Origin of the sequence: Streptomyces sp. NPDC018026 (assembly GCF_044327745.1) — a bacterium.
Classification (GTDB): Bacteria; Actinomycetota; Actinomycetes; order Streptomycetales; family Streptomycetaceae; genus Streptomyces; species Streptomyces rubrogriseus.
In genome coordinates, this window is the sequence record NZ_JBIRFY010000001.1 from 317,739 (window position 1) to 341,504 (window position 23,766).

The following is a 23,766-nucleotide window of genomic DNA, read 5'->3' on the forward strand; positions in this document are numbered from 1 at the left end:
GTAGCGGCGGCCGTGCGGGTCACCCGGGACGGGGTGGACGCCACACGGCGCCCGGACATGACCGGACCGCCCCCATGTACTAGAGTTATCTCGACATCGAGATATCTGCCGAGGCGCACCGCAGCCGCGCGCCGCTTCCGGGTCTGGCGGTAAGGGTTACCTAACTTAGCCTTACCTTAGCGGATCGGCCAATAGGGCGTGGCGGCAGGATGCGGTGGTACGCGCACATAAATGAAGGAGACTGTCGTGTCGGCGAACAGCTTCGACGCCCGCAGCACACTGCAGGTGGGCGACGAGTCGTACGAGATCTTCCGGCTGGACAAGGTCGAGGGCTCCGCGCGCCTTCCCTACAGCCTGAAGGTGCTGCTGGAGAACCTGCTCCGCACCGAGGACGGCGCGAACATCACCGCCGACCACATCCGCGCCCTCGGCGGCTGGGACTCGCAGGCCCAGCCGTCGCAGGAGATCCAGTTCACGCCGGCCCGCGTGATCATGCAGGACTTCACCGGCGTGCCCTGTGTCGTCGACCTCGCCACCATGCGTGAGGCCGTCAAGGAGCTGGGCGGCGACGCGGCGAAGATCAACCCGCTGGCCCCGGCCGAGCTGGTCATCGACCACTCCGTCATCGCCGACAAGTTCGGCACCAACGACGCGTTCAAGCAGAACGTCGACCTCGAGTACGGCCGCAACCGCGAGCGCTACCAGTTCCTGCGCTGGGGCCAGACCGCCTTCGACGAGTTCAAGGTCGTCCCGCCGGGCACCGGCATCGTCCACCAGGTGAACATCGAGCACCTGGCCCGCGTCGTCATGACCCGTGACGGCAAGGCCTACCCCGACACCCTGGTCGGCACCGACTCGCACACCACCATGGTCAACGGCCTCGGCGTCCTCGGCTGGGGCGTCGGCGGCATCGAGGCCGAGGCCGCGATGCTCGGCCAGCCGGTCTCCATGCTGATCCCGCGCGTCGTCGGCTTCAAGCTCACCGGCGAGCTGACCCCCGGCACCACCGCCACCGACCTGGTGCTGACCATCACCGAGATGCTGCGCAAGCACGGTGTCGTCGGCAAGTTCGTCGAGTTCTACGGCGAGGGCGTGGCCGCCACCAGCCTCGCCAACCGCGCCACCATCGGCAACATGTCGCCGGAGTTCGGCTCCACCGCCGCGATCTTCCCGGTCGACGACGAGACGCTGAACTACATGCGCCTGACCGGCCGCTCCGAGCAGCAGGTCGCGCTCGTCGAGGCGTACGCCAAGGAGCAGGGCCTCTGGCTGGACCCGAAGGCCGAGCCGGACTTCTCCGAGAAGCTGGAGCTGGACCTCGCCACGGTCGTCCCCTCCATCGCCGGCCCGAAGCGCCCGCAGGACCGCATTGTCCTCGCGAACGCCGCCCAGCAGTTCAAGTCGGACGTCCTCAACTACGTGGACGTCGTGGACGAGGCGGGCAAGGAGTCCTTCCCGGCCTCCGACTCCCCGGCCGTCACCAACGGCGCCCCGTCCAACCCGGTCCCGGTCACCGCCCCCGACGGCACGACCTACGAGCTGGACCACGGTGCGGTGACGGTCGCGGCCATCACCTCCTGCACCAACACCTCCAACCCGTACGTCATGGTCGCCGCCGCCCTGGTGGCCAAGAAGGCGGTCGAGAAGGGCCTGACCCGCAAGCCGTGGGTCAAGACCACCCTCGCCCCGGGCTCCAAGGTCGTCACCGACTACTTCGAGAAGGCGGGCCTGACCCCCTACCTCGACAAGGTCGGCTTCAACCTGGTCGGCTACGGCTGCACCACCTGCATCGGCAACTCCGGCCCGCTGCCGGACGAGGTCTCCAAGGCCGTCAACGACCACGACCTCGCCGTCACCTCGGTGCTCTCCGGCAACCGCAACTTCGAGGGCCGGATCAACCCCGACGTCAAGATGAACTACCTGGCGTCCCCGCCGCTGGTCGTCGCCTACGCGCTCGCGGGCTCCATGAAGGTGGACATCACCAAGGACGCCCTGGGTGCCGACCAGGACGGCAACCCGGTCTTCCTCAAGGACATCTGGCCCTCCGAGGCCGAGGTCAACGACGTCGTCGCCAACGCCATCGGCGAGGACATGTTCTCCAAGTCCTACAGCGACGTCTTCGCGGGCGACGCCCAGTGGCAGGCGCTGCCGATCCCGACCGGCGACACCTTCGAGTGGGACGGCGAGTCCACCTACGTGCGCAAGCCCCCGTACTTCGAGGGCATGGGCATGGAGCCGGCCCCGGTCGAGGACATCTCCGGCGCCCGGGTGCTCGCCAAGCTCGGCGACTCGGTGACGACGGACCACATCTCGCCCGCCGGTGCGATCAAGGCCGACACCCCGGCCGGCAAGTACCTGACGGAGCACGGCGTCGAGCGCCGCGACTTCAACAGCTACGGCTCGCGCCGCGGCAACCACGAGATCATGATCCGCGGCACCTTCGCCAACATCCGCCTGCGCAACCAGATCGCGCCGGGCACCGAGGGCGGCTACACCCGCGACTTCACGCAGGCCGACGGGCCGGTGTCGTTCATCTACGACGCCTCCCGCAACTACATCGAGCAGAACATCCCGCTCGTCGTCCTGGCCGGCAAGGAGTACGGCTCCGGCTCGTCCCGCGACTGGGCCGCCAAGGGCACCGCGCTGCTCGGCGTCAAGGCCGTCGTCGCCGAGTCCTACGAGCGCATCCACCGCTCGAACCTGATCGGCATGGGCGTCCTGCCGCTGCAGTTCCCCGAGGGCCAGACCGCCGAGTCCCTCGGCCTGACCGGCGAGGAGACCTTCTCCGTCTCCGGCGTGACCGAGCTGAACGACGGCACCACCCCGCGCACGGTGAAGGTCACCACCGACACCGGCGTCGAGTTCGACGCGGTCGTCCGCATCGACACCCCCGGCGAGGCGGACTACTACCGCAACGGCGGCATCCTGCAGTACGTGCTGCGCAGCCTGATCCGCAAGTAGGCGGCGGCGCACAACGGTTGAGGGCCGCATCCCCGGTGACGGGGGTGCGGCCCTCGCCGCGTCACGAGGCCGGCGTCACGAGGCCGGCGTCACGGCGCCGGCATCACGGCGGCCAGCCACTCCAGCCGGCGCCGCACACGAGCGGCCCGGCCCCGCGCACCAGCACGCGACGGGTGCCGGCCGCCCGGAAGGCGGCGTCCGGCAGCCAGGCCGGGTCGACGGCGTCGTTCATGCCGTCAGGCGACCGCTCCGCCGGTGCCGCGCGCCGCGCCGATGTAGTCGGACCGGCCGGAGCCGTCGTAGACCGTGATGTCCACGTAGGCGCCGTCCGGGATGCTGAAGTCCTTCACCGTCATGTCCACGGTGGCCGAGGTGCCCGGTGCGGAGAAGGTGCCCAGGTCGTGGTACGAACCGCCCGACGAGTAGCCGACGGCCACGTAGAAGCCGTCGCCGTCGTTCCTGGTGTCGTACACCCACAGCTTCTCGCCGTCGGGGTGGAACTCGACCTTGCCGATGAACCAGCCCGCGTCGTTCAGCTCCATCTTGACGGCCGTGCCGCCCGCGTCGTGCGCGAAGTAGGTGCCGTCGAACGGGTCGCCGAGGGTGCCGCCGCTGCACGGGCAGTTGCTCGTCTGGCGGTAGTACGTGGAGACGCTGGGGTCCGGGTCGTAGGCCTGGGCCGGCGCGGCGGTCGCCAGCAGCGCCCCCGCCGCCAGCAGCGCGCCCGTGACCAGCCCGGTGACGCGTTTGCCGATGGATGTCCGCATGTGTTCCCCCTGACGATGCGTGACGCGCCCCCGGCGGCCGCCGACGGCGCTCGCCCATTTTGGTGCATGCCCCGGCTCAGGGGAATGGGGCGGCACGCGAGAGCGGCGGGTTCCGGCCGAAGCCGGGACCCGCCGCCCGTCCGTCACCCGTACGGGTCGGCTACGCCAGCAGTTCCACCTCCGCCAGCGTGTGCGCGCCGTCCAGCACCAGCCGGTACTTGGCGTACGAGCCCGGCGACTTCACCGAGAACGCCCGCGTCTGCCGGTCCCAGGCGAAGGACTCGCCGGAGCGCTCGTCCAGCGTCTTCCAGGTGGTGCCGTCGGCCGAGCCCTGGAGCTTCCAGCCGGTCGGGGCCTTGGTGCGGTCCGCCGAGGAGGTGAGCGTGTACTGGACCGCCTCGGCGCCCTCGCCGGACACCGGCAGGTCCACCGACGTCACGCTCGCGTCGGTCGCCGAGGTGTTGTCGAACAGCGCGCCCCGGCCCGTGATCGCGTCGGTGCGCGGGGTCGGCACCTCGTCGTCCTTGGTGATCGACGGCGGTGCCGCGTTCTCACCCGTGCCCCACGAGGAGGGCTTCGCGCCCATGTCGAACTCCAGGACGCCGCCCTTCGCGATCAGCGAGTGGGGGAGCGAAGTGGAGTTCCAGCGCTTGCCGTTGACCTTCAGGCCCTGCACGTAGACGTTCTTCGTGCTGTTCTTCGGCGCCTTGACGACCAGGTCGCGGCCGTTCTCCAGGTGCACCGTCGCCTTGGTGAACAGCGGGGACCCGACGGCGTACTCGCCGCTGCCCATCACCAGGGGGTAGAAGCCGAGCGAGGAGAAGAGGAACCAGGCCGACTGCTCGCCGTTGTCCTCGTCGCCGTGGTAGCCCTGCCCGATGTCGCTGCCGGTGTACAGCCGCTGGAGCACCTCGCGGATGTTCTTCTGCGTCTTGTACGGCTGCCCGGCCGCGTCGTACATGTACAGGGCGTGGTGGGCGACTTGGTTGGAGTGCCCGTACATGCCCATGCGGACGTCCCGCGCCTCGACCATCTCGTGGATGACCCCGCCGTAGGAGCCCTTCAGGTCCGGGGAGGCCGTCTCCGGGGTGGAGAGGTACTCGTCGAGCTTGTCGCCGAGGCCGTCCCGGCCGCCGTACAGGTTGGCCAGGCCACGGCTGTCCTGCGGGGCGGTGAAGGCGTAGCCCCAGCCGTTGGTCTCCGTGTAGTCGTAGCCCCACACCCGCGGGTCGTACTTCTCGGAGTCGACGCGCCAGTCGCCCTTGTTGTCCTTGCCCTGGAAGAAGCCGGCCTTCGCGTCGAAGAGGTTGACGTAGTCCTGGGCGCGGTTGAGGAAGTAGGCGGACTCGTCCTTGTACCGCTTCTCGCCGGTCTCCTTGTAGAGCTTCTCGCCCATCTTCGCGATGCCGTAGTCGTTGAGGTAGCCCTCCAGCGACCACGACAGGCCCTCGTGCGTCTCGGTACCGGCGTAGCCGAGGAACGGCGAGGTCTCCATGCCCTTGCGGCCCACGCCGGAGGACGGCGGCACCACGGTGGCGTTCTTGACCGCCGCGTCGTACGCCGCCTTCGCGTCGAAGTCGACGCCCTTGACGTAGGCGTCGGCGAACGCCACGTCGGAGGAGGTGCCGGTCATCAGGTCCGCGTAGCCGGGGGAGGACCAGCGCGAGGTCCAGCCGCCGTCCTTGTACTGCTGCACGAAGCCGTCGACCAGCTCACCGGCCTGGGACGGGGTGAGGAAGGAGTACGCGGGCCAGGCGGTCCGGTACGTGTCCCAGAAGCCGTTGTTGACGTAGACCTTGCCGTCCACGATCTTGGCGCCGGTCTCGGTCGGCGTGTTCTCCTTGACCGCCTTGGAGAACGGCGAGGCGTACTTGTACTTTCCGTCGACCTTCTCGTGGCCCGCGTTCGGGTACAGGTACAGCCGGTAGAGGCCGGAGTACAGCGTGGTCAGCTGGTCCTGCGTGGCACCCTCGACCTCGACCTTGCCGAGGATCTTGTCCCACTGCTTCTGGGCGTCGCGCTTGACCTTGTCGAAGGAGGCCCGCTTCGGGATCTCCTGGCGCAGGTTGTCCTGCGCCTGGTCCACGCTGATCAGCGAGGTGGCGATGCGCAGCGTCACGGCGTGGTCCCGGCCCGCGTCGAAGCGCAGGTGGCCCTTGACGCCGCTGGAGTCGCCGCCGGTGACCTTGCTGTCGAACTCGCCGTAGACGAAGAGGCGGGTGGCACCGGCGGAGCCGCCGGACTTGACGTCCGAGTAGCCGGTGAAGGTGCCGTTCTCCTTGTCCAGGGTCAGGCCGGCCTGGTCGTTGACGTTGTCGAAGATGACGCTCGCGTCGTCACCGGGGTAGGTGAAGCGCATCATCGCCGCGTGGTCGGTCGGCGCCATCTCGGCCTTGACGCCGTTCTCGAACCGCACGCCGTAGTAGTACGGCCGGGCGGTCTCGTTCTCGTGCCGGAAGGCAAGCTCGCGGGCGTCCCGGCCGGTGTCCGGGGCGCCGGAGGCGGCCGACGGCATCACCTGGAAGGTCTGCCGGTCGCCCATCCAGGGGCTCGGCTCGTGGCTCGCGGAGAAGGCCTGCACGGTGGGCAGGTTGTCGTCGTTGTTGCCGCTGGCGTACTCGTAGATCCAGCTGAGCGACCCGGCGTTGGTCACCGGCGTCCAGAAGTTGAAGCCGTGCGGCACGGCGGTCGCGGGGAAGTTGTTGCCGCGCGAGAAGCTGCCGCTGGAGTTGGTGCCGCGGGTGGTGAGCGCGTAGTCGGACAGGTGGGCCTTGGGACGCTCGGGCCTGGCCCGCTCGATCTCCACGTCGTCCAGCCAGCCGCGGAACTTCGCCGGGCCCTTGGGGGAGTCGTACGCGATCAGGATCCGGTCGACGGTCTTGCCGGCCGCGACCGAACCGATCCCGGACTTCACGCTGTTCCACTGGTTCACGTAGAGGATCTTGGCGTCGCCCTGACCGCGCGGCGTCAGCGGGAACCCGTGCTGGTCGGTGGCCTTCAGGTCGCTCAGGTAGGTGCCGTCGGTGAAGGCGAGGTCGACCGAGACGTTCGTGGCGTCGTAGTCGAGGTCGCCGTCGGCCATCGACGGGAAGATCTTGTAGGACAGCTCGGAGCGCCGGTCGACCTTGACGTTCACGTCGAAGACCTTGTTGTACGAGTAGCCCCGGCCGTCCGCCGTGTGCCGGCCCGCGTAGCGCAGCGCGTGCTTGCCGGTGAACCCGGCGTTCGCCTTCGCGGTCGGCGAGCCCACCGGGCCCTCGTCGACGAAGGAGAGCATGTCCTCGGGCGTGGGGATCTCGGTGTCGCCGGTGGCCAGCTGCACGTCGGCGAGCTGGAGCGCGTCACCGGCCCCGTTGTTCTTGGTGATCTCCAGCCGGAAGTGCTGGAACTCGGCGGTCTCGGCGAGTTCGTAGGTCTTGGTTTGGAACCGCCCGTCGAAGTGCTCCCCGGCGCGGGTGTCCAGCGTCTGCCAGTTCTCGCCGTCCGCCGAGCCCTTCAGCGTCCAGTCCAGCGGGTCGCGTTCGTCGTGGTCGTTGGCCGAGGTGAGCGCGTACTTGGCGATCTTCGTCGGGGCGTCGAGGTCGAACTCGACCCAGCCGGTGGGTGCGAAGGTGAGCCACTTGGTGGCCGGCTCGTTGTCGACGAGGTTTTCCTTCACCTCCCGGCCGCCCGTGTTCTCGGCGCTGGCGCGCACGTCGGTGACGTGCTCCGTGACGTTGCCGGGTATGCCGGTGCTGTACCCGCCGTCCACACCGGAGGCCCGTTTGCGGCCGTCCGTGCCGGTGTCCACGGTGTCGGTCCAGTCCGGAGCCGGGTCGTCGGCCTCGAAGGAGGACGCGAACTCCCGGTCGGCCTTCGCGGGCGCGTCCGGCAGTGCGACCGCCGCCCCCTGTGAACCCACTGCCAAGGCGAAGGCGGTCGTCATGACGACCGCCGGACCCCATCTGTGCCGAACTCTGTACTGCATGTCCTGGCCACCCTCCCTGCGCGCGGGACAACGTTGTCAAATCAACTGCGCAAGGACCAGTAGGGGTCAAGTGGCATGTGATGTCAAGGGTGTTGGATGTGGCGTTAGGGGCTTATGGCAGGTATTCCTACGGCATGCCGTGCACAGGCCGCTCATATTTCCGGGAGGTCTCAACTCGGAAAAGACGTACCGCGAACCTTGCATTCGATCTTGCTCCGCCAAGTGAAAGTGGACTATACCTGTCGGCACTCCGGGGCATCTTCACCGCACCCGACCTTGTACGGCCGCATTTTCCTGCATGACCCAGCTTGACCCGAACGCGGTGCCGGGGAGGATCCGGTTCACCGCCTGAGTCCTGGAGAAGGCGAGGACTTGAGCATGGGATCCACCACCGGCGTGGGCCATCACGATCTGATCAGGCGGAGCGCGACCGCCGCTCCGGCCCCGGCGACTGTTGTGCCGGCATCGCTCAGCTGATCATCGGCGCCGTACCGCGGCTCCGAGACGACGGCGACAACGCCGCACACGCAGCACACCCGGACAGAAACAATCGATCAGTGAGGATGCAAAGATGACCATTCGTGCCGGTTCTCTCGACAGGCGGACGCTCCTGCGCGGGGCCATCGCCACCGCGGCGGTGGGCTCGTTCGCGGTCGCGTGCAGCTCTCCCTCCAGCAAGGACAGCGACGGCGACGGCGGCCCGAAGGGTGAGAAGAGCGCCAAGAACCCGTTCGGTGTCGCCGCGAACTCCGCGGTCGAAGCGGCCATCTTCGACGGCGGCTACGGCACCGACTACGTCGACTACACCAACCAGGTGCTCGGCAGCCAGATCAAGGGCCTCAAGGTCGAGGTCAAGCCGGTCGTCGACATCGCCCCCCAGCTCCAGCCCCGCTTCGTCGGCGGCAACCCGCCGGACCTCATCGACAACTCCGGTGAGGACCAGATCGGCTTCCTCGGCATCCTCGACCAACTGGAGGAGCTGGACGACCTCTTCGAGGCCAACACCTACGAAGGCAAGAAGATCGCCGACATCGTCTACCCCGGTGTCAAGGACCCCGGAACGTACAACGGCAAGTTCGTCGCGCTCCGGTACGTGATGACGGTGTACGGCGTCTGGTACTCGAAGACCCTCTTCGAGGCGAACGGCTGGACCCCGCCGAAGACCTGGGACGAGGCGCTCGACCTCGGCCAGCAGGCGAAGAAGAAGGGCAAGTACCTCTTCGTCCACGGCAAGGAAGCCGCGACCTACTACCAGACGATGCTGTTCGCCTCAGCGATCAAGGAGGGCGGTGACGAGGTCCGGCTCGCTCTCGGAAATCTCGAGAAGAACGCCTGGTCGCATCCGGCCGTCCAGGGCGTCCTCAAGGTCATGGAGACCATGGTCAAGGAGAAGATGTTCGTCCCCGGCGGCTCCGGCACCCAGTTCCAGAAGGCGCAGGCGATCTGGAGCAACGACCAGAAGGCGCTGCTCTACCCGTCCGGTGGCTGGATCGAGAACGAGATGAAGAAGGCCACCAAGAAGGACTTCCAGATGACCGGGTTCCCGGAGATGACGCTCACGGACAAGCCGAAGCTGCCCTACGAGTCGCTCCACGCCGCGGCGGGCGAGCCGTTCATCGTGCCCAAGCAGGGCAAGAACCCGGCCGGCGGCAAGGAAGTGCTGCGGGCGATGCTGTCCGAGAAGGCGGCCGCCAACTTCTCCAAGACGAAGCTGGCCCCGACGGTGGTCAAGGGCACCGTGCCCGCCGACGGCTTCGGATCGGCCGCCCTCGTCTCGCAGACGACGATGCTCGAGGCCGCGGGCGACAACATCTACGACATGCGGAGGTTCGTCGAGGCCTACGGCATGAACACCGACCAGTTGGTGCCGTGGAACTCGTTCCTCGCCGGTGACCTCGACCGCAAGGGTCTCACCGCGGCCCTGCAGAAGATCTCCGACAAGGTCCGGGACGACGACTCCATCGACAAGATCGAGATCAGCTAGTACGGCGATGAAAGACACGATCACCACATCCGACGCCGCGAGCCGCCGGCCCGAGCCGGCCGCTCGCGGCGGGCGGCCACGGCGCCGCAAGCTCACGTTCGACCGGGTTACGTTCTTCCTCGCGTTCCTCGGTGTCCCGCTGGCCATCTTCGTGATCTTCATCCTGATCCCGTTCGGCCAGGCGATCTTCTGGGCGATGACCGACTGGCGCGGCTTCAGCCCGGACTACAACTTCGTCGGCTTCGACAACTTCACGAAGATGTTCCAGGACGACATCTTCCTGAAGGCGTTGCGCAACATCGCACTCCTCGCGATCTTCGTGCCGCTGGTCACGCTGACGCTCGCCCTCGGGGTCGCGGTGGCCATCACCCTGGGCGGGCCCAGCAAGGGCCCGGTCCGGGGGATCCGGGGGGCGTCGTTCTACCGGATCGTCTCGTTCTTCCCCTACGTCGTGCCCGCGATCATCGTCGGTCTGATCTGGGCGCAGATGTACGACCCGAACGCCGGCCTGCTCAACGGCGTCCTCACCGGCCTCGGTCTCGACCGGTTCGACACGTTCGCGTGGCTGGGCGAGAAGGCGACCGCGATGCCGTCCGTGATGTTCGTCATCGTCTGGGGGCTCGTCGGGTTCTACGCGGTGCTCTTCATCGCCGCGATCAAGGGCGTCCCCGCCGAGCTGTACGAGGCGGCGAGGATCGACGGGGCCGGCCGGTTCCGCACCACGCTCTCGATCACCCTGCCGGCGATCCGGGACAGCGTGCAGACGGCGTACATCTACCTGGGCATCGCCGCCCTCGACGCGTTCGTCTACGTCCAGGCGATGGTGCCGAACGGCGGCCCGGCCAACTCGACCCTGACGATCAGCCAGCGTCTGTTCAACGTCGCTTTCGCCAAGCAGCAGTTCGGCTACGCCACCGCGATGGGCGTCGTCCTCGCCGTCGTCACCCTGGTGTTCGCGGCGCTGGTGTTCCTCGTCAACCGCCTCACGGGCGGCGACGAGGGCGAGGGCAAGAGGAAAGCACCCCGTGCCAGGACTCGGCGTGCCGCAGCCAAGGGAGGTGCTGCCCGGTGAGCGCCATTGCCGCCGACCGGAAGCCGGCCAGTGACCGGGAACCGGCGAGCGACCGGAAGCTGACGCGCGTCGTCGCGAACAGTGACCGCAGGTTCGCGGTGATCTCGCACGCCCTGCTGATCCTGTGGTCCGTGATCGTGATCGTGCCCATGCTGTGGGTGCTGGTGTCGTCGTTCAAAACGACCGGCGAGATCCTTTCGTCGCCGTTCTCGCTGCCGGATCAGTGGCGGTTCGAGAACTACGCCAACGCGTGGACCGACGCGAACATCGGGAAGTACTTCCTGAATTCCGTGATCGTCGTGGTCTCGGCACTGATCCTGGTGATGCTGCTCGGCGCGATGTGCGCCTATGTACTCGCCCGGTTCGAGTTCCCCGGCCGCCGGCTGATCTACTACGCGATGCTCGCCGGCCTGACTTTCCCGGTCTTCCTGGCGATCGTTCCGCTCTTCTTCCAGTTGCAGAACTTCGGGCTGCTGAACACGCGTCCCGGACTGATCCTCACCTATGTCGCGTTCGCGCTGCCGTTCACGATGTTCTTCCTCTATTCGTTCTTCCGGTCGCTGCCGCACGACGTGTACGAGGCCGCACTGATCGACGGTGCCGGGGACTGGCGGGCGTTCTTCCAGGTGATGCTGCCGATGGCCCGTCCGGGCATGGCGGCGGTGGCGATCTTCAACTTCCTGGGCCTGTGGAACCAGTTCCTGCTGCCGGTGGCGCTCAACACCGACCAGGACAAGTGGGTCCTCACCCAGGGCATGGCCGCCTACGCGTCCTCGCAGGTCTACGACATCGACTACGGCGCGCTGTTCGCGGCGATCGTGATCACGGTGGTGCCCGTACTGATCGTGTACTGCGTCTTCCAGCGGCGGATCGCCGGCTCGGTGTCGCAGGGCACCTTCCGCTGACGCCCACCGCCGCGCCACCCGTCGTACGCAGGGGTCCGGTCCCGGAGAGACAGCTCTCCGGGACCGGACCCCTGTGGCGTACCGCCGGTAGCGGCCGTGGACACGGCCTGGAACCGATTTCTTTCAAGGGCTTGACGCCACTGGGCGATTCAGCGGAGTTTGGGGTTCATAACTTGTACAAGGTCTGCATCACACCGGGTGACGCGGACCCAGGGATGAGGGTGAGAGTCAATGGAGACTCCCGGGTCGCAGTCGTCGCTGCACCGAGCCAACCTGGAACGCGTCGTACGGGCAGTACGGCTCGCCGGTTCGCTCACGCAGGCGGAGATCGCGAGGACGACGGGGCTGTCCGCGGCAACGGTCTCGAACATCGTCCGGGAACTGAAGGAAGGCGGGACGGTCGAGGTCACGCCCACCTCGGCGGGCGGCCGCCGGGCCCGCAGCGTCTCGCTGAGCGGCGACGCCGGCATCGTCATCGGCGTGGACTTCGGCCACACCCACCTGCGCGTCGCCGTCGGCAACCTCGCCCACCAGGTGCTCGCCGAGGAGTCCGAGCCGCTGGACGTCGACGCCTCCTCGGACCAGGGCTTCGACCGGGCGGAACAGCTGGTCAGCCGGCTGATCACGGCCACCGGTGTGGACCGCGCGAAGATCGCCGGGGTGGGCCTCGGCGTGCCCGGTCCGATCGACGTCGAGTCCGGGACGCTGGGCTCGACCGCCATCCTGCCCGGCTGGGGCGGCACCCGGCCCGCCGAGGAGCTGCGGGGGCGGCTCGGCGTGCCGGTGCACGTGGACAACGACGCCAACCTCGGCGCCCTGGGCGAGCTCGTCTGGGGCAGCGGCCGGGGGGTGCGGGACCTGGCGTACATCAAGGTCGCCAGCGGCGTCGGCGCCGGGCTGGTGATCAACGGGAAGATCTATCGCGGCCCCGGCGGCACAGCAGGCGAAATCGGGCATATCACCCTGGATGAGGCCGGTCCCGTCTGCCGGTGCGGAAACCGGGGTTGCCTGGAGACCTTCGCCGCAGCACGCTATGTGCTTCCGCTCCTCCAGCCCAGCCACGGCACCGATCTGACGATGGAGGGCGTCGTGCGGCTGGCGCGGGACGGTGACCCCGGTTGCCGTCGGGTGATCGCCGACGTCGGCCGCCACATCGGCAGTGGAGTCGCCAACCTCTGCAACCTGCTCAACCCGAGCCGCGTCGTCCTCGGCGGCGATCTCGCCGAGGCCGGCGAGCTGGTGCTCGGGCCGATAAGAGAGTCCGTGGGGCGTTACGCCATCCCCAGCGCGGCGCGGCAGCTCTCCGTGCTTCCCGGGGCCCTCGGCGGCCGTGCGGAGGTGCTCGGAGCCCTCGCCCTCGCCCTCAGTGAGATGGGCGATTCGACGCTCTTGGACGGGTCTGCGACCGGCGCTCTGCCGGCGGCCACGCCTGCCTTCACTTAGAGCACGGATGGCACCGTTGTCATCTCGTTAAGGATTTACTTCTTGACGTCGCACGTGCGGCCGAGTTGACTTCCAGCCACCTCGGCCGCAACGACGCGGCCTCGTCAGGGAGGTTTGTGAAGTGAACACGCGTATGCGTCGTGCCGCCGTTGCCGTTGCCACCACCGCGATGGCCGTCTCGCTCGCCGCCTGTGGCAGCGCCAAGGAGTCCGACGGCGGCAGCGACTCGTCCGACTCGGCGGCGAAGAAGGGCGACGACATCAAGGTCGGTCTGCTCCTTCCCGAGAACCAGACCGCGCGGTACGAGAAGTTCGACAAGCCCATGATCGAGAAGAAGGTCAAGGAGCTCACGAACAACAAGGGCGAGGTCGTCTACGCCAACGCCAAGCAGGACGCCAGCCTGCAGAACCAGCAGGTCGACACGATGATCACCAACAAGGTCGACGTGATGATCGTCGACGCGGTGGACTACAAGGCCATCGCGGGTTCGGTGAAGAAGGCCCACGACGCCGGTATCAAGGTCGTCGCCTTCGACCGCCTGGCCGAGGGTCCGATCGACGCCTACACCTCGTTCGACAACGTCACCGTCGGCAAGACGCAGGGCGAGGCGCTCCTGAAGGCGCTGGGCGACAAGGCCAAGGACAGCCAGATCGTCATGATGAACGGGTCCTCCACCGACCCGAACGCCGCCCAGTTCAAGGAGGGCGCCCACTCCGTCCTCGACGGCAAGGTGAAGATCGGCCGCGAGTACGACACCAAGGAGTGGAAGCCGGAGAACGCCAACGCCAACATGCAGGCGGCCATCTCCGCGCTCGGCAAGGACAAGATCGACGGCGTCTACTCCGCCAACGACGGCATGGCGGGTGGTTCCATCACCGCCCTGAAGCGGGCCGGCATCGCGGACATCCCGGTCACCGGCCAGGACGCCGAACTCGCGGGCGTGCAGCGCATCGTCACCGGTGAGCAGTACATGAGCGTCTTCAAGTCCTACCCGAAGGAGGCCGAGACCGCGGCCGAGATGGCCGTCGCGCTGGCGAAGGGCGAGTCGCTCGACTCCATCGCCAACGACAAGGTCGACAGCGCCACCACCAAGGGCGTTCCCGCGGTCATCGTCCCGGTCGTCTCGCTGACCAAGGACAACATCAAGGAGACCGTCATCAAGGACGGCTTCTACACGATCGACGAGATCTGCACGGACAAGTACAAGGCCGCCTGCGACAAGATCGGCCTCAAGTAAGCGGACCCGCGTCCCGAGCCGGCTGAGCCGCCCGGGACCGGCCGCCCCAGCTCCTCCGGCGCCCCGCACCCATCAGCCCCGCAAGCTACGCGGGGCGCCGGACGGAACACCCCCCAATCACTTCTGCACAACCTCCCGCCGGGTCAGGCGGCGAAGGAGATGGTTCACGTGTCCGCTACGCCCGTGCTGGCGTTGCGCGGGGTCTCCAAGCGATTCGGTGCCGTCCAGGCGCTCACCGACGTAGAGCTTGAGGTCCACGCCGGTGAGGTGGTCGCCCTGGTGGGCGACAACGGCGCCGGAAAGTCCACGCTGGTCAAGACGATCGCCGGCGTGCACCCCATCGATGAGGGCGCCATCGAGTGGGACGGCAGGTCCGTCTCGATCAACAGGCCGCACGACGCCCAGAGTCTCGGCATCGCGACCGTCTACCAGGACCTCGCGCTGTGCGACAACATCGACGTCGTCGGCAACCTCTACCTGGGCCGGGAGATCCGCAGGCGCGGCGTCCTGGACGAGGTGGAGATGGAGCGCCGCTCCCGCGAGCTCCTCGACACGCTGTCCATCCGCATCCCGAGCGTCCGCATCCCGATCGCCTCGCTCTCCGGCGGTCAGCGCCAGGTGGTGGCGATCGCCCGGTCCATGCTCGGCGAGCCCAAGCTGGTCATCCTCGACGAGCCCACCGCAGCCCTCGGCGTCGAGCAGACCGCGCAGGTCCTCGACCTCGTGGAGCGGCTGCGCGAGCGCGGCCACGCCGTCATCCTCATCAGCCACAACATGGCTGACGTCAAGGCGGTCGCCGACAAGGTCGCCGTCCTGCGCCTCGGGCGCAACAACGGCGTCTTCGAGGTCAAGTCGACCTCGCAGGAAGAGATCATCTCCGCCATCACGGGCGCCACGGAGAACGCCGTGACCCGTCGTGCGGCGCGCACCAATGGGGAGATCAAGAAGTGAGCATCGACAAGACCTCCACCCCCGCCGAGGACCAGGCGGTCGAGAACCCCGCCGCGGCCTCCGGCGCGGCCACCGCGGTCGACCCGCGGCTGCTGGTGCGCGAGCAGGGCCTCGCGGGCTACCTGAGCGAGTTCAAGCGGAAGATGAAGGCCGGAGACCTCGGGTCCATCCCGGTCGTCGTCGGTCTGCTGATCATCTGGGCCATCTTCACCAGCCTGAACTCCAACTTCCTCACCGCCGGCAACTTCTCCGACATGTCGGTCGCCATGGTCGGCACCGGCATGATCGCCGTCGGTATCGTCTTCGTCCTGCTGCTCGGCGAGATCGACCTGTCGGTCGGTTCGGTCAGCGGTGTCGCGGGCGCCACCTTCGCGGTGCTGAGCGTCACGCACGGGATGAACGAGTGGCTCGCCCTGCTGCTGTCCGTCCTCACCGGCACCGTGGCCGGTGCCATCCACGGCTTCGTCTTCGCCCGCATCGGCGTGCCGGCGTTCGCCGTGACGCTGGCCGGACTGCTGTTCTGGCAGGGCTTCATGCTGCAGATCCTGGGCAGCAACGGCACGATCAACCTCGACTCCGAGGGCATCGTCGTCAAGATGACCAGCTACTACTTCAGCGATGTGGCCGCCGCCTACGGGCTGGCGATCGTCGTGACCGCGGGGTACTTCCTCAGCGCGTTCTTCGACAACCGGCGCCGCGAGGCCGCCGGGGTGCCCTCCCGGCCGCTGAACGAGATCATCGTGCGCACGGTGCTGCTGGCGATCCTGGCGTTCGTCGTGGCGATCGTCTTCAACCAGTACAAGGGCCTGCCGCTGGCCGTGGTGATCTTCCTGGCGTTCCTGCTGCTCACGGACTTCGTCCTGCGCCGCACCGCCTACGGTCGCAAGATCTTCGCCCTCGGCGGCAGCGTCGAGGCGTCCCGCCGGGCCGGCATCAACGTGGAGCTGATCCGGATCTCGGTCTTCGCGATCGCCGGCGGCTTCGCCGCGATAGGCGGCCTCTTCGTGGCCTCGAAGATCGCCGCCGCCAACCAGGGCGCGGGCACCGGTGAGTTCCTGATGAACGTCATCGCCGCGGCCGTGATCGGCGGCACGTCCCTCTTCGGCGGCCGCGGCCGCACCTGGGACGCGCTGCTCGGTGTGATGGTCATCGTCTCGATCCAGTACGGCCTCGCCCTGGAGGGCATCGCCTCGCCGGTCCAGTACATGATCACCGGTGGCGTGCTGCTGGCGACCGTCGTCATCGACGCGATCACCCGCAAGACGCAGAAGACGGCCGGCCGCGCGTAGCGAGTGCCGCACGGCCGACGACGGTCCGCCCGCCCGGCTGAGCCCCGGGCGGGCGGACCGTTTCACGCCTGCGTCGCGGGTGTCCCTCCCGCCTGGGTGCTCAGCAGGCGCCGAGGTCCTGCCAGACGCCCCACTGGCCGGTGGTCCCGGGCTCCTCGCCGGTGGTCCACCACTTGGCCTTCCAGTTGTGCCCCTCGTGGGAGACCTGCTGTCCGCCGGTGTAGACCGCGCCCGAGTTCCACGGGGCGGCCGTGCACTGGCTGCCGTTGCCGCCGGTGACGGTCAGCGCGTACGTGGTGCTGTGGCTGCCGGACGGGCTGGTGCCGGTGACGGTGACGGAGTACGTGCCCGAGACCGCCTGGTCGGTGGTGGCGAGGGTGAGCGTCGACTGCCCGCCCGCGGTGACCGAGGCGGGACTGAAGGACGCGGTGACGCCCGTCGGGACCCCGCTCGCGCTGAGCCGCACCGTCTCCGCGGTACCCGACTTCACCGCGGTCTTCACCGTGGTGGTGGCCGAGGCGCCCGCGGTCACCGTGCCGGAGGCCGGGGTGGCGGAGAGGGAGAAGTCGTTCTCCGGGGCCGTGCTGCCGCCGGTGAACGGCGCGAAGATGTGCGAGAAGTCCCAGGTGTTCTGCTGGATGCCCGAGCAGTTGTCGGCCGCGCCGCCGCCCGCGCAGCTCCCGTTGTCCCGCTGGAGCGCCCAGAAGGAGAGCGTGTTGATGCCCTGGTCCAGGGCCCAGTCGTAGACCGTGCGGGCGTTGTCCAGGGTGAAGGTCTCCGCCGGTCCGAAGTCGTCGACGCCGATCATCTCGATGACGCCGATCATGTGCCACAGCTCGGCCGAGGACTTGTCCGGGTAGAGCCGGGCCAGCACGTCGTGCAGACCCTGGGTCGCCGTCTGGGTGTCCCGGGCCATGTCGTGCGGCTGGTTGTCGTAGTAGTCGAACGTCATGAGGTTCACGACGTCGACCTTGGTGCCGTTCGCCACGGCGTTCTCGAGCAGGGCGACGCCGTTGCTCGCCAGGCCCCGGGTGGTGGTGGGCAGGGTGTAGGAGATCTCGATGTCGCGGCCGTTGTCGGCGGCCCAGTCCTGGACCAGCTTGATGGCCTTGTTGCGGCGGTCGATGCCCGCGGTGTTGTCCAGCGCGTCGATCTCGATGTCCATGTCGAGCCGGGAGACGTCGTAGGTCGTGATGACCTTCTCGTAGGCCGCGGCGATCTGCTGGACGTCGGTGCAGCTGTCGGCGATCTCGGTGCCGGTGGTGTCGGCCGTGTAGCCGCCGAACGAGGGGATGACGTCGCCCCCGTTCGCCTGGATGGTGTCGAAGTCGGCGCCGAAGGTCGACTGGGCGATCGGCATCGACGTGTCGCCGTTCCAGTACGGCGTGCAGGAACCCGGGGTCGCCGTCTGGAGGAAGGCCATGGTGAGGTGCTTGGCACCCGACTGGGCGGCCAGCGCGGCCGGGCTCTCGCCGGTCCAGGCCTCGAAGTACGGCGCGAAGACCCGGTCCGGCAGCGGGGTCGCCGCCTGGGCCGCGCCGGTGCCGGACAGGGCGAGGCCCACCGCGGCCACGGTGGTGGCGGCCGCGGTGAGGGCCGCCCGGATGGAACGCATGCGTCTCATGTCAGTCCCGGTGTGTGTGGGGTGGAACGTCGATTCCCGTGCTGTGCTGGGGTGTTGCCGGGTACGGGGATATCGCCGGAGCGAGGGGGACGCAATGGTCTGGACCAGAATGGGACTAGACCAATTCGCGGGGCCGGGCGCCCCCCGGCCTGCACACCGTGCGCCCCGTGGACTGGACCACCCGGGCAAAGGTGTCCCCAAGCCGGACGGCGAGGTGCCGGGAGACCGGGACCGGGAAGACGTAGAAGGGTCCGCGCGTGGGTAAAGCGGAACGCGTGACGTACGACGCACCGCCCGGACACGTTCCGCCGGAGCGGAACATTAGACTCGACCCGCCCGGCAACAGCTCTACTGCAAGGAGGCACGGGTGCCGCTGCTGACCCGCATCACGGGACCGCGCGATCTGGACCGGCTCAGCCTGGAAGAGCTGACTCAGCTGGCCGAGGAGATCCGTACCTTCCTCGTCGACGCCGTGTCCAAGACCGGCGGCCACCTCGGCCCCAACCTCGGCGTGGTGGAACTCACCCTCGCCCTGCACCGGGTCTTCGAATCGCCGAAGGACAAGGTGCTCTGGGACACGGGCCACCAGTCCTACGTGCACAAGCTGCTCACCGGCCGCCAGGACTTCTCCAGGCTGAAGATGAAGGGCGGCCTGTCCGGCTACCCCTCGCAAGGAGAGTCCGAGCACGACGTCATCGAGAACAGCCACGCCTCCACGGTCCTCGGCTGGGCCGACGGCATCGCCAAGGCCAACCAGGTCCTGGAGCGCGACGACCACGTCGTCGCCGTCATCGGCGACGGCGCCCTCACCGGCGGCATGGCCTGGGAGGCGCTGAACAACATCGCCGCCGCCAAGGACCGCCCCCTGGTCATCGTCGTCAACGACAACGAGCGCTCCTACGCACCCACCATCGGCGGCCTCGCCAACCACCTGGCGACCCTGCGCACCACCGACGGCTACGAGCGCTTCCTGGCCCGCACCAAGGAGGTCCTGGAGCGCACCCCGGTCGTCGGGCGGCCCCTCTACGACACCCTGCACGGCGCCAAGAAGGGCCTGAAGGACTTCATCGCCCCGCAGGGCATGTTCGAGGACCTCGGCCTCAAGTACGTCGGCCCGATCGACGGCCACGACCTGGAGGCCCTGGAGTCCGCCCTCACCCGCGCCAAGCGCTTCGGCGGCCCGGTGATCGTGCACTGCCTCACCGAGAAGGGCCGCGGCTACCAGCCCGCCCTGGCGGACGAGGCCGACCGCTTCCACGCCGTCGGCAAGATCCACCCCGACACCGGCCTGCCCATCTCCACCTCCGGCGCCGACTGGACCAGCGTCTTCGGCGACGAGATGCTCAAGCTCGGCAAGGAGCGCGAGGACGTGGTCGCCATCACGGCCGCCATGCTCCAGCCGGTCGGCCTCGACAAGTTCGCCAAGGCCTTCCCCGACCGCGTCTACGACGTCGGCATCGCCGAGCAGCACGGCGCGGTCTCCGCGGCCGGCCTCGCGCACGGCGGCGTCCACCCCGTCTTCGCCGTCTACGCCACCTTCCTCAACCGCGCCTTCGACCAGGTGCTGATGGACGTGGCCCTGCACAAGTGCGGCGTGACCTTCGTGCTGGACCGGGCCGGAGTCACCGGCACCGACGGCGCCTCCCACAACGGCATGTGGGACATGTCGATCCTCCAGGTCGTCCCCGGCCTCAGGCTCGCCGCCCCGCGCGACGCCGACCAGGTCCGCGCCCAGCTGCGCGAGGCCGTCGCGGTGGACGACGCGCCGACCGTGGTCCGCTTCTCCAAGGGCGCCGTCGGCCCCGCCGTACCCGCCGTCGGCCGCGTCGGCGGGATGGACGTCCTGCGCGCCCCCGGCACCGACACCCCCGACGTGCTCCTGGTCTCCGTCGGCGCCCTCGCGCCGATGTGCCTGGAGGTCGCCGGCCTGCTGGACAAGCAGGGCATCTCCACCACCGTGGTCGACCCGCGCTGGGTCAAGCCCGTCGACGAGGCCATGGCCCCGCTCGCCGAGCGCCACCGCGTGGTCGTCACCGTCGAGGACAACTCCCGCGTCGGCGGCGTCGGCTCCGCCGTCGCCCAGGCCCTGCGCGACGCCGGCGTCGACGTACCGCTGCGCGACTTCGGCATCCCGCCGCGCTTCCTCGACCACGCCTCCCGCGCCGAAGTGCTGGCCGAGATCGGGCTCACCGCGCCCGACATCGCCCGCCAGGTCACCGGTCTGGTCGCCAAGCTCGACGGCAGGTACGACCGCGCCGGCGCCGAGGTGGACCAGGTGGAGGCCGCGCGCGACTGACACCGCGCACCGCGGGACCCGCAACCCGGCACTGCGCCGGATGGGCCGGTTCCACCACTCGTTGCAGTGGTGGAACCGGCCCATCCGCGTGAAATCGCCCACGCCGGGGCATACGCAGTACGCCCCCTCTCGATCATGTCGAGGACGACAAGCGTGGGAGGTCCCCGTGAGCAACACCCTCTTCAGGACCAAGAAGATCGAGCAGTCCATCCGTGACACGGAGGAACCGGAGCACGCGCTCAAGAAAACCCTGTCGGCGCTGGACCTGACCGTCTTCGGTATCGGCGTCGTCATCGGCACCGGCATCTTCGTACTGACCGGCACGGTCGCCAAGAACAACGCCGGGCCCTCCGTGGCCCTGGCGTTCGTCGTCGCCGGAGTCGTCTGCGCGCTCGCCGCGCTGTGCTACGCCGAGTTCGCCTCCACCGTCCCGGTGGCAGGCTCCGCGTACACCTTCTCCTACGCCTCCCTGGGCGAATTCCCCGCCTGGATCATCGGCTGGGACCTGGTCCTGGAGTTCGCGCTCGGCACGGCGGTGGTGGCCGTCGGCTGGTCGGGCTACATCCGCTCGCTGATGGACAACGCGGGCTGGCACATGCCCGCCGAGCTGGGCGGCAGGGACGGCGCCGAGGGCTTCGGCTTCGACATCCTCGCCGCCGCGCTGGTGCTGGTGCTCACCGCCATCCTCGTGCTCGGCATGAAGCTGTCGGCACGCATCACCTCGCTCGTCGTCGCCATCAAGGTGGCCGTCGTCCTCATCGTGATCATCGCGGGGGCGTTCTTCATCAAGGGCGCCAACTACGACCCCTTCATCCCGAAGTCGCAGCCGGTCGAGGCCGGCGGGGGACTGCACTCACCGCTGATCCAGCTGATGTTTGGCTGGGCTCCGGCCAACTTCGGCGTGATGGGCATCTTCACGGCCGCCTCGGTCGTCTTCTTCGCCTTCATCGGCTTCGACATCGTCGCCACCGCCGCCGAGGAGACCAGGAACCCGCAGCGCGACATGCCCCGCGGCATCCTCGGCTCCCTGGTCATCTGCACCCTCCTGTACGTCGGCGTCTCGATCGTCGTCACCGGCATGCAGCACTACACCAAGCTCTCCGTGGACGCCCCGCTCGCCGACGCCTTCAAGGCCACGGGCCATCCCTTCTTCTCGGGCGTGATCAGCTTCGGCGCCGCCGTCGGCCTGACCACGGTCTGCATGATCCTGCTGCTGGGCCAGAGCCGGGTGTTCTTCGCCATGAGCCGCGACGGCCTGCTGCCGCGCTTCTTCTCCCACGTCCACCCGAAGTTCCGCACCCCCTACCGGCCGACCATCCTGCTCGGCGTGGTCATCGCGATCGTCGCCGGGTTCACCAGCCTCAGCGAGCTGGCCGAGCTGGTGAACATCGGCACCCTGTTCGCCTTCGTCATCGTCGCGATCAGCGTGATCATCCTGCGCAGGACCCGGCCGGACCTGCCGCGCGCCTTCCGCACCCCGCTGGTCCCGCTGCTGCCCATCGTCTCCGTGGCCGCCTCGCTGTGGCTGATGCTGAACCTGCCCGCCGAGACCTGGGTCCGCTTCGCCATCTGGATGGCGATCGGCTTCGTCGTCTACTTCCTCTACGGCCGCACCCACAGCCGCCTGGCCCGCGGCGAGGAGGAACCGGCCGAGCCGTCCGGCAGGTAGCCCACCGGCGCGGGGCCGGGTGTCACACGGGCCGCACCGTCCGGGGCCCGGCCACCTCCGCGCCCAGCTCCGTCACCCGGCGGCGCAGTCCGCGGTCGGCCGTCACGACCAGGACGGGGCGGTCGTCCGCCGCCCGCGCGACCAGGTCGACCATGTGGTCGTCCCCGCTGCCGGGCGCCGACTCCACCAGTACGCCGGGCACGGACTCCACCCCGCGGGCCGCGCCCTCCACGACGAGCACGATGTCCACCGGCCCGGCCCGCCCCGGCACCCCGTCCGCCGCCAGCCGGTCCCGCAGCCGCTCGGCGGCCCCGCGCCGGTCCCGCCACCAGCCGTCGGGCACCGAGCCGACGACGTTCGCGGCGTCGACGACCACGAGCAGGGGCGCGTTGTCTTCCATGCCGTCAGGGTCGCACGCCCCCAGCCCCCGCTCTCGCTCTCGGCCCCGTCCTCGCCCTGTCGCTGTCCCCGTCCGCGCCTCGCGGTCGACGGGTGTACCCGCTCGCCACGGAACCGGCGCTCCCGCTTAGAGTGAACCGGTGAACGGCGACTGGCTTCTCCTCGGCCGCGACGGCCGCCTCAGTGTGTACTTCCAGGCGGACGACGCCGCCCTGTGGCGTGCCGAGAGCACACCCGGCGGACGCCTGGATCCCCCGCGCCGGGCCGGCGGCGACCAGGAACTGCGTCCGGGCGGCCTCGCGGTCGGACAGGGCGCGGACGGCTACGCCCACCTGGTCGCCTGGCGGCCCACCGGTGCCGACCGCGCCGGCCTGGTGCACACCACGCACTACCGGCCGCTGCTCGTGCCCCTGGACTGGCAGCCGGTCGGTCACCCCAACAAGCAGGGCGACCGCACCGGACCTCCCACCGTCGCGGTCGACGCGCAGGGACGCGCCCACGTCTTCGTCCGCAACCGGGGCGGCGGCATGAGCATGGTGGCCCAGCGGGAGAAGGGCGGCTGGGCGCCGTGGCGTGACCTGAAGGGCAGGGGCGTCCAGGACTCGCCGGTGGCCGTGACGACCCGGACCGGCCTGGTCGAGCTGTACGCGCCCGTGGAGGGCGGGATCCTGCACTGGAGCCAGGAGGGGCCGGGCACCCGCATGGTGCTGGGGGAGCCCCTGCACGCCGCGGTCCGCCCGGGCACCCTGCGCGCGCTGGCGACCTCCGCGGAGCACACCACGGTCTTCTTCACCGACGACGACACCGGCGAGCTGTGCGCCTGGCGCCCCGGCGGGAAACCGGCCCCCCTGATGCCCGCCGCCGGGCCCGGCCCCGTGTCCGCCGTCGGCACCGTCATAGACGGCTACGACTGCACGCTGCTGGCCCAGCGTGCGGCGGGCAGCGGCCGGGTCGCGTTCGCCGCGTACCCCTCGGAGACGGAGGAGGCCGGCGCGGCCTGGACCGAGTCGGGCCCCGCGCTGCCGGCCGACGCGACCGTGGCGCTGGCCGTGGACGCCGACGGCCGGCTGGTGGCGGCGACCCTGTCCCCGTCGACCCGGCAGCTGCTGCTGACCCGCCGGAAGGACGAGGCGGGGCTGGCGCTGGGGGCGTGGGAGGCGTTCTGAGAGGACGGCGAGAGCCGGGGGAGAGGGGTGTCTCTC

16 protein-coding genes are annotated in these 23,766 nt (G+C 69.2%); 11 read left to right on the plus strand and 5 right to left on the minus strand.

The window, feature by feature from the left end:
• The first annotated feature begins 246 nt into the window (after positions 1-246).
• The gene (gene acnA / locus ACH4D3_RS01300; RefSeq protein WP_398315093.1) at positions 247-2,961 is read left to right on the plus strand and encodes an aconitate hydratase AcnA; all 2,715 of its coding nucleotides are present in this window, start codon (positions 247-249) and stop codon (positions 2,959-2,961) included.
• 103 nt (positions 2,962-3,064) lie between these two features.
• On the opposite strand, the gene ACH4D3_RS01305 is transcribed toward acnA, so the two are convergent.
• The 3 genes from ACH4D3_RS01305 to ACH4D3_RS01315 form a co-directional block, all read right to left on the minus strand.
• The gene (locus ACH4D3_RS01305; RefSeq protein WP_398315095.1) at positions 3,065-3,193 is read right to left on the minus strand and encodes a hypothetical protein; all 129 of its coding nucleotides are present in this window, start codon (positions 3,191-3,193) and stop codon (positions 3,065-3,067) included.
• Positions 3,194-3,197: 4 nt separating this feature from the next.
• Positions 3,198-3,728, minus strand: coding sequence for a hypothetical protein (locus tag ACH4D3_RS01310; protein WP_398315097.1), 531 nt, complete (start codon positions 3,726-3,728; stop codon positions 3,198-3,200).
• Between the two features lie 160 nt (positions 3,729-3,888).
• Complete coding sequence (locus ACH4D3_RS01315; protein ID WP_398315099.1) at positions 3,889-7,695, minus strand: GH92 family glycosyl hydrolase; 3,807 nt, start codon at positions 7,693-7,695, stop codon at positions 3,889-3,891.
• Between the two features lie 571 nt (positions 7,696-8,266).
• Between ACH4D3_RS01315 and ngcE the strand changes: the two genes are divergently transcribed.
• The 7 genes from ngcE (at position 8,267) to ACH4D3_RS01350 (ending at position 16,576) form a co-directional block, all read left to right on the plus strand.
• Positions 8,267-9,679 carry an N-acetylglucosamine/diacetylchitobiose ABC transporter substrate-binding protein gene (gene ngcE, locus ACH4D3_RS01320; RefSeq protein ID WP_398315101.1) on the plus strand — a complete coding sequence of 471 codons (1,413 nt, stop codon included), beginning with the start codon at positions 8,267-8,269 and terminating at the stop codon, positions 9,677-9,679.
• Between the two features lie 7 nt (positions 9,680-9,686).
• Entirely contained in the window at positions 9,687-10,751 is a 1,065-nt protein-coding gene (locus ACH4D3_RS01325; RefSeq protein ID WP_398315103.1) for a carbohydrate ABC transporter permease, read from the plus strand.
• Positions 10,748-11,656, plus strand: coding sequence for a carbohydrate ABC transporter permease (locus ACH4D3_RS01330; protein ID WP_398315105.1), 909 nt, complete (start codon positions 10,748-10,750; stop codon positions 11,654-11,656). The genes ACH4D3_RS01325 and ACH4D3_RS01330 overlap by 4 nt, the downstream gene beginning before the upstream one ends.
• 231 nt (positions 11,657-11,887) lie before the next feature.
• Positions 11,888-13,099, plus strand: a complete 1,212-nt coding sequence (locus ACH4D3_RS01335; protein WP_398315107.1) for an ROK family protein — start codon at positions 11,888-11,890, stop codon at positions 13,097-13,099.
• Between the two features lie 133 nt (positions 13,100-13,232).
• Complete coding sequence (locus tag ACH4D3_RS01340) at positions 13,233-14,336, plus strand: sugar ABC transporter substrate-binding protein (RefSeq protein ID WP_398316604.1); 1,104 nt, start codon at positions 13,233-13,235, stop codon at positions 14,334-14,336.
• Between the two features lie 159 nt (positions 14,337-14,495).
• Positions 14,496-15,287, plus strand: coding sequence for an ATP-binding cassette domain-containing protein (locus tag ACH4D3_RS01345; protein WP_003972912.1), 792 nt, complete (start codon positions 14,496-14,498; stop codon positions 15,285-15,287).
• Positions 15,284-16,576: a sugar ABC transporter permease gene (locus ACH4D3_RS01350; RefSeq protein WP_398315109.1), complete on the plus strand. Its 1,293-nt coding sequence runs from the start codon at positions 15,284-15,286 to the stop codon at positions 16,574-16,576. Before ACH4D3_RS01345 ends, ACH4D3_RS01350 begins: the two co-directional genes overlap by 4 nt.
• Positions 16,577-16,676: 100 nt before the next feature.
• On the opposite strand, the gene ACH4D3_RS01355 is transcribed toward ACH4D3_RS01350, so the two are convergent.
• Positions 16,677-18,200, minus strand: a complete 1,524-nt coding sequence (locus tag ACH4D3_RS01355; protein ID WP_398315111.1) for a glycosyl hydrolase family 18 protein — start codon at positions 18,198-18,200, stop codon at positions 16,677-16,679.
• 367 nt (positions 18,201-18,567) lie between these two features.
• Between ACH4D3_RS01355 and dxs the strand changes: the two genes are divergently transcribed.
• Positions 18,568-20,496: a 1-deoxy-D-xylulose-5-phosphate synthase gene (dxs, locus tag ACH4D3_RS01360; protein ID WP_398315113.1), complete on the plus strand. Its 1,929-nt coding sequence runs from the start codon at positions 18,568-18,570 to the stop codon at positions 20,494-20,496.
• Between the two features lie 166 nt (positions 20,497-20,662).
• The gene (locus tag ACH4D3_RS01365) at positions 20,663-22,165 is read left to right on the plus strand and encodes an amino acid permease (protein WP_398315115.1); all 1,503 of its coding nucleotides are present in this window, start codon (positions 20,663-20,665) and stop codon (positions 22,163-22,165) included.
• A gap of 22 nt (positions 22,166-22,187) precedes the next feature.
• Here the strand turns inward: ACH4D3_RS01365 and ACH4D3_RS01370 are convergent, their stop codons facing one another.
• Complete coding sequence (locus ACH4D3_RS01370) at positions 22,188-22,565, minus strand: NTP pyrophosphohydrolase (RefSeq protein ID WP_398315117.1); 378 nt, start codon at positions 22,563-22,565, stop codon at positions 22,188-22,190.
• Positions 22,566-22,704: 139 nt separating this feature from the next.
• Between ACH4D3_RS01370 and ACH4D3_RS01375 the strand changes: the two genes are divergently transcribed.
• Complete coding sequence (locus ACH4D3_RS01375) at positions 22,705-23,730, plus strand: hypothetical protein (RefSeq protein WP_398315119.1); 1,026 nt, start codon at positions 22,705-22,707, stop codon at positions 23,728-23,730.
• Positions 23,731-23,766: the final 36 nt, after the last annotated feature.

Bases quoted from the DNA above. Each gene is read 5' to 3' on its own strand.
- ACH4D3_RS01305 (WP_398315095.1), bottom strand. From the start codon at position 3,193: ATGAACGACGCCGTCGACCCGGCCTGGCTGCCGGACGCCGCCTTCCGG.
- ACH4D3_RS01345 (WP_003972912.1), top strand. From the start codon at position 14,496: ATGGTTCACGTGTCCGCTACGCCCGTGCTGGCGTTGCGCGGGGTCTCC.
- ACH4D3_RS01355 (WP_398315111.1), bottom strand. From the start codon at position 18,200: ATGAGACGCATGCGTTCCATCCGGGCGGCCCTCACCGCGGCCGCCACC.
- ACH4D3_RS01310 (WP_398315097.1), bottom strand. From the start codon at position 3,728: ATGCGGACATCCATCGGCAAACGCGTCACCGGGCTGGTCACGGGCGCG.
- ACH4D3_RS01315 (WP_398315099.1), bottom strand. From the start codon at position 7,695: ATGCAGTACAGAGTTCGGCACAGATGGGGTCCGGCGGTCGTCATGACG.
- ngcE (WP_398315101.1), top strand. From the start codon at position 8,267: ATGACCATTCGTGCCGGTTCTCTCGACAGGCGGACGCTCCTGCGCGGG.
- ACH4D3_RS01335 (WP_398315107.1), top strand. From the start codon at position 11,888: ATGGAGACTCCCGGGTCGCAGTCGTCGCTGCACCGAGCCAACCTGGAA.
- ACH4D3_RS01325 (WP_398315103.1), top strand. From the start codon at position 9,687: ATGAAAGACACGATCACCACATCCGACGCCGCGAGCCGCCGGCCCGAG.
- ACH4D3_RS01340 (WP_398316604.1), top strand. From the start codon at position 13,233: ATGCGTCGTGCCGCCGTTGCCGTTGCCACCACCGCGATGGCCGTCTCG.
- ACH4D3_RS01370 (WP_398315117.1), bottom strand. From the start codon at position 22,565: ATGGAAGACAACGCGCCCCTGCTCGTGGTCGTCGACGCCGCGAACGTC.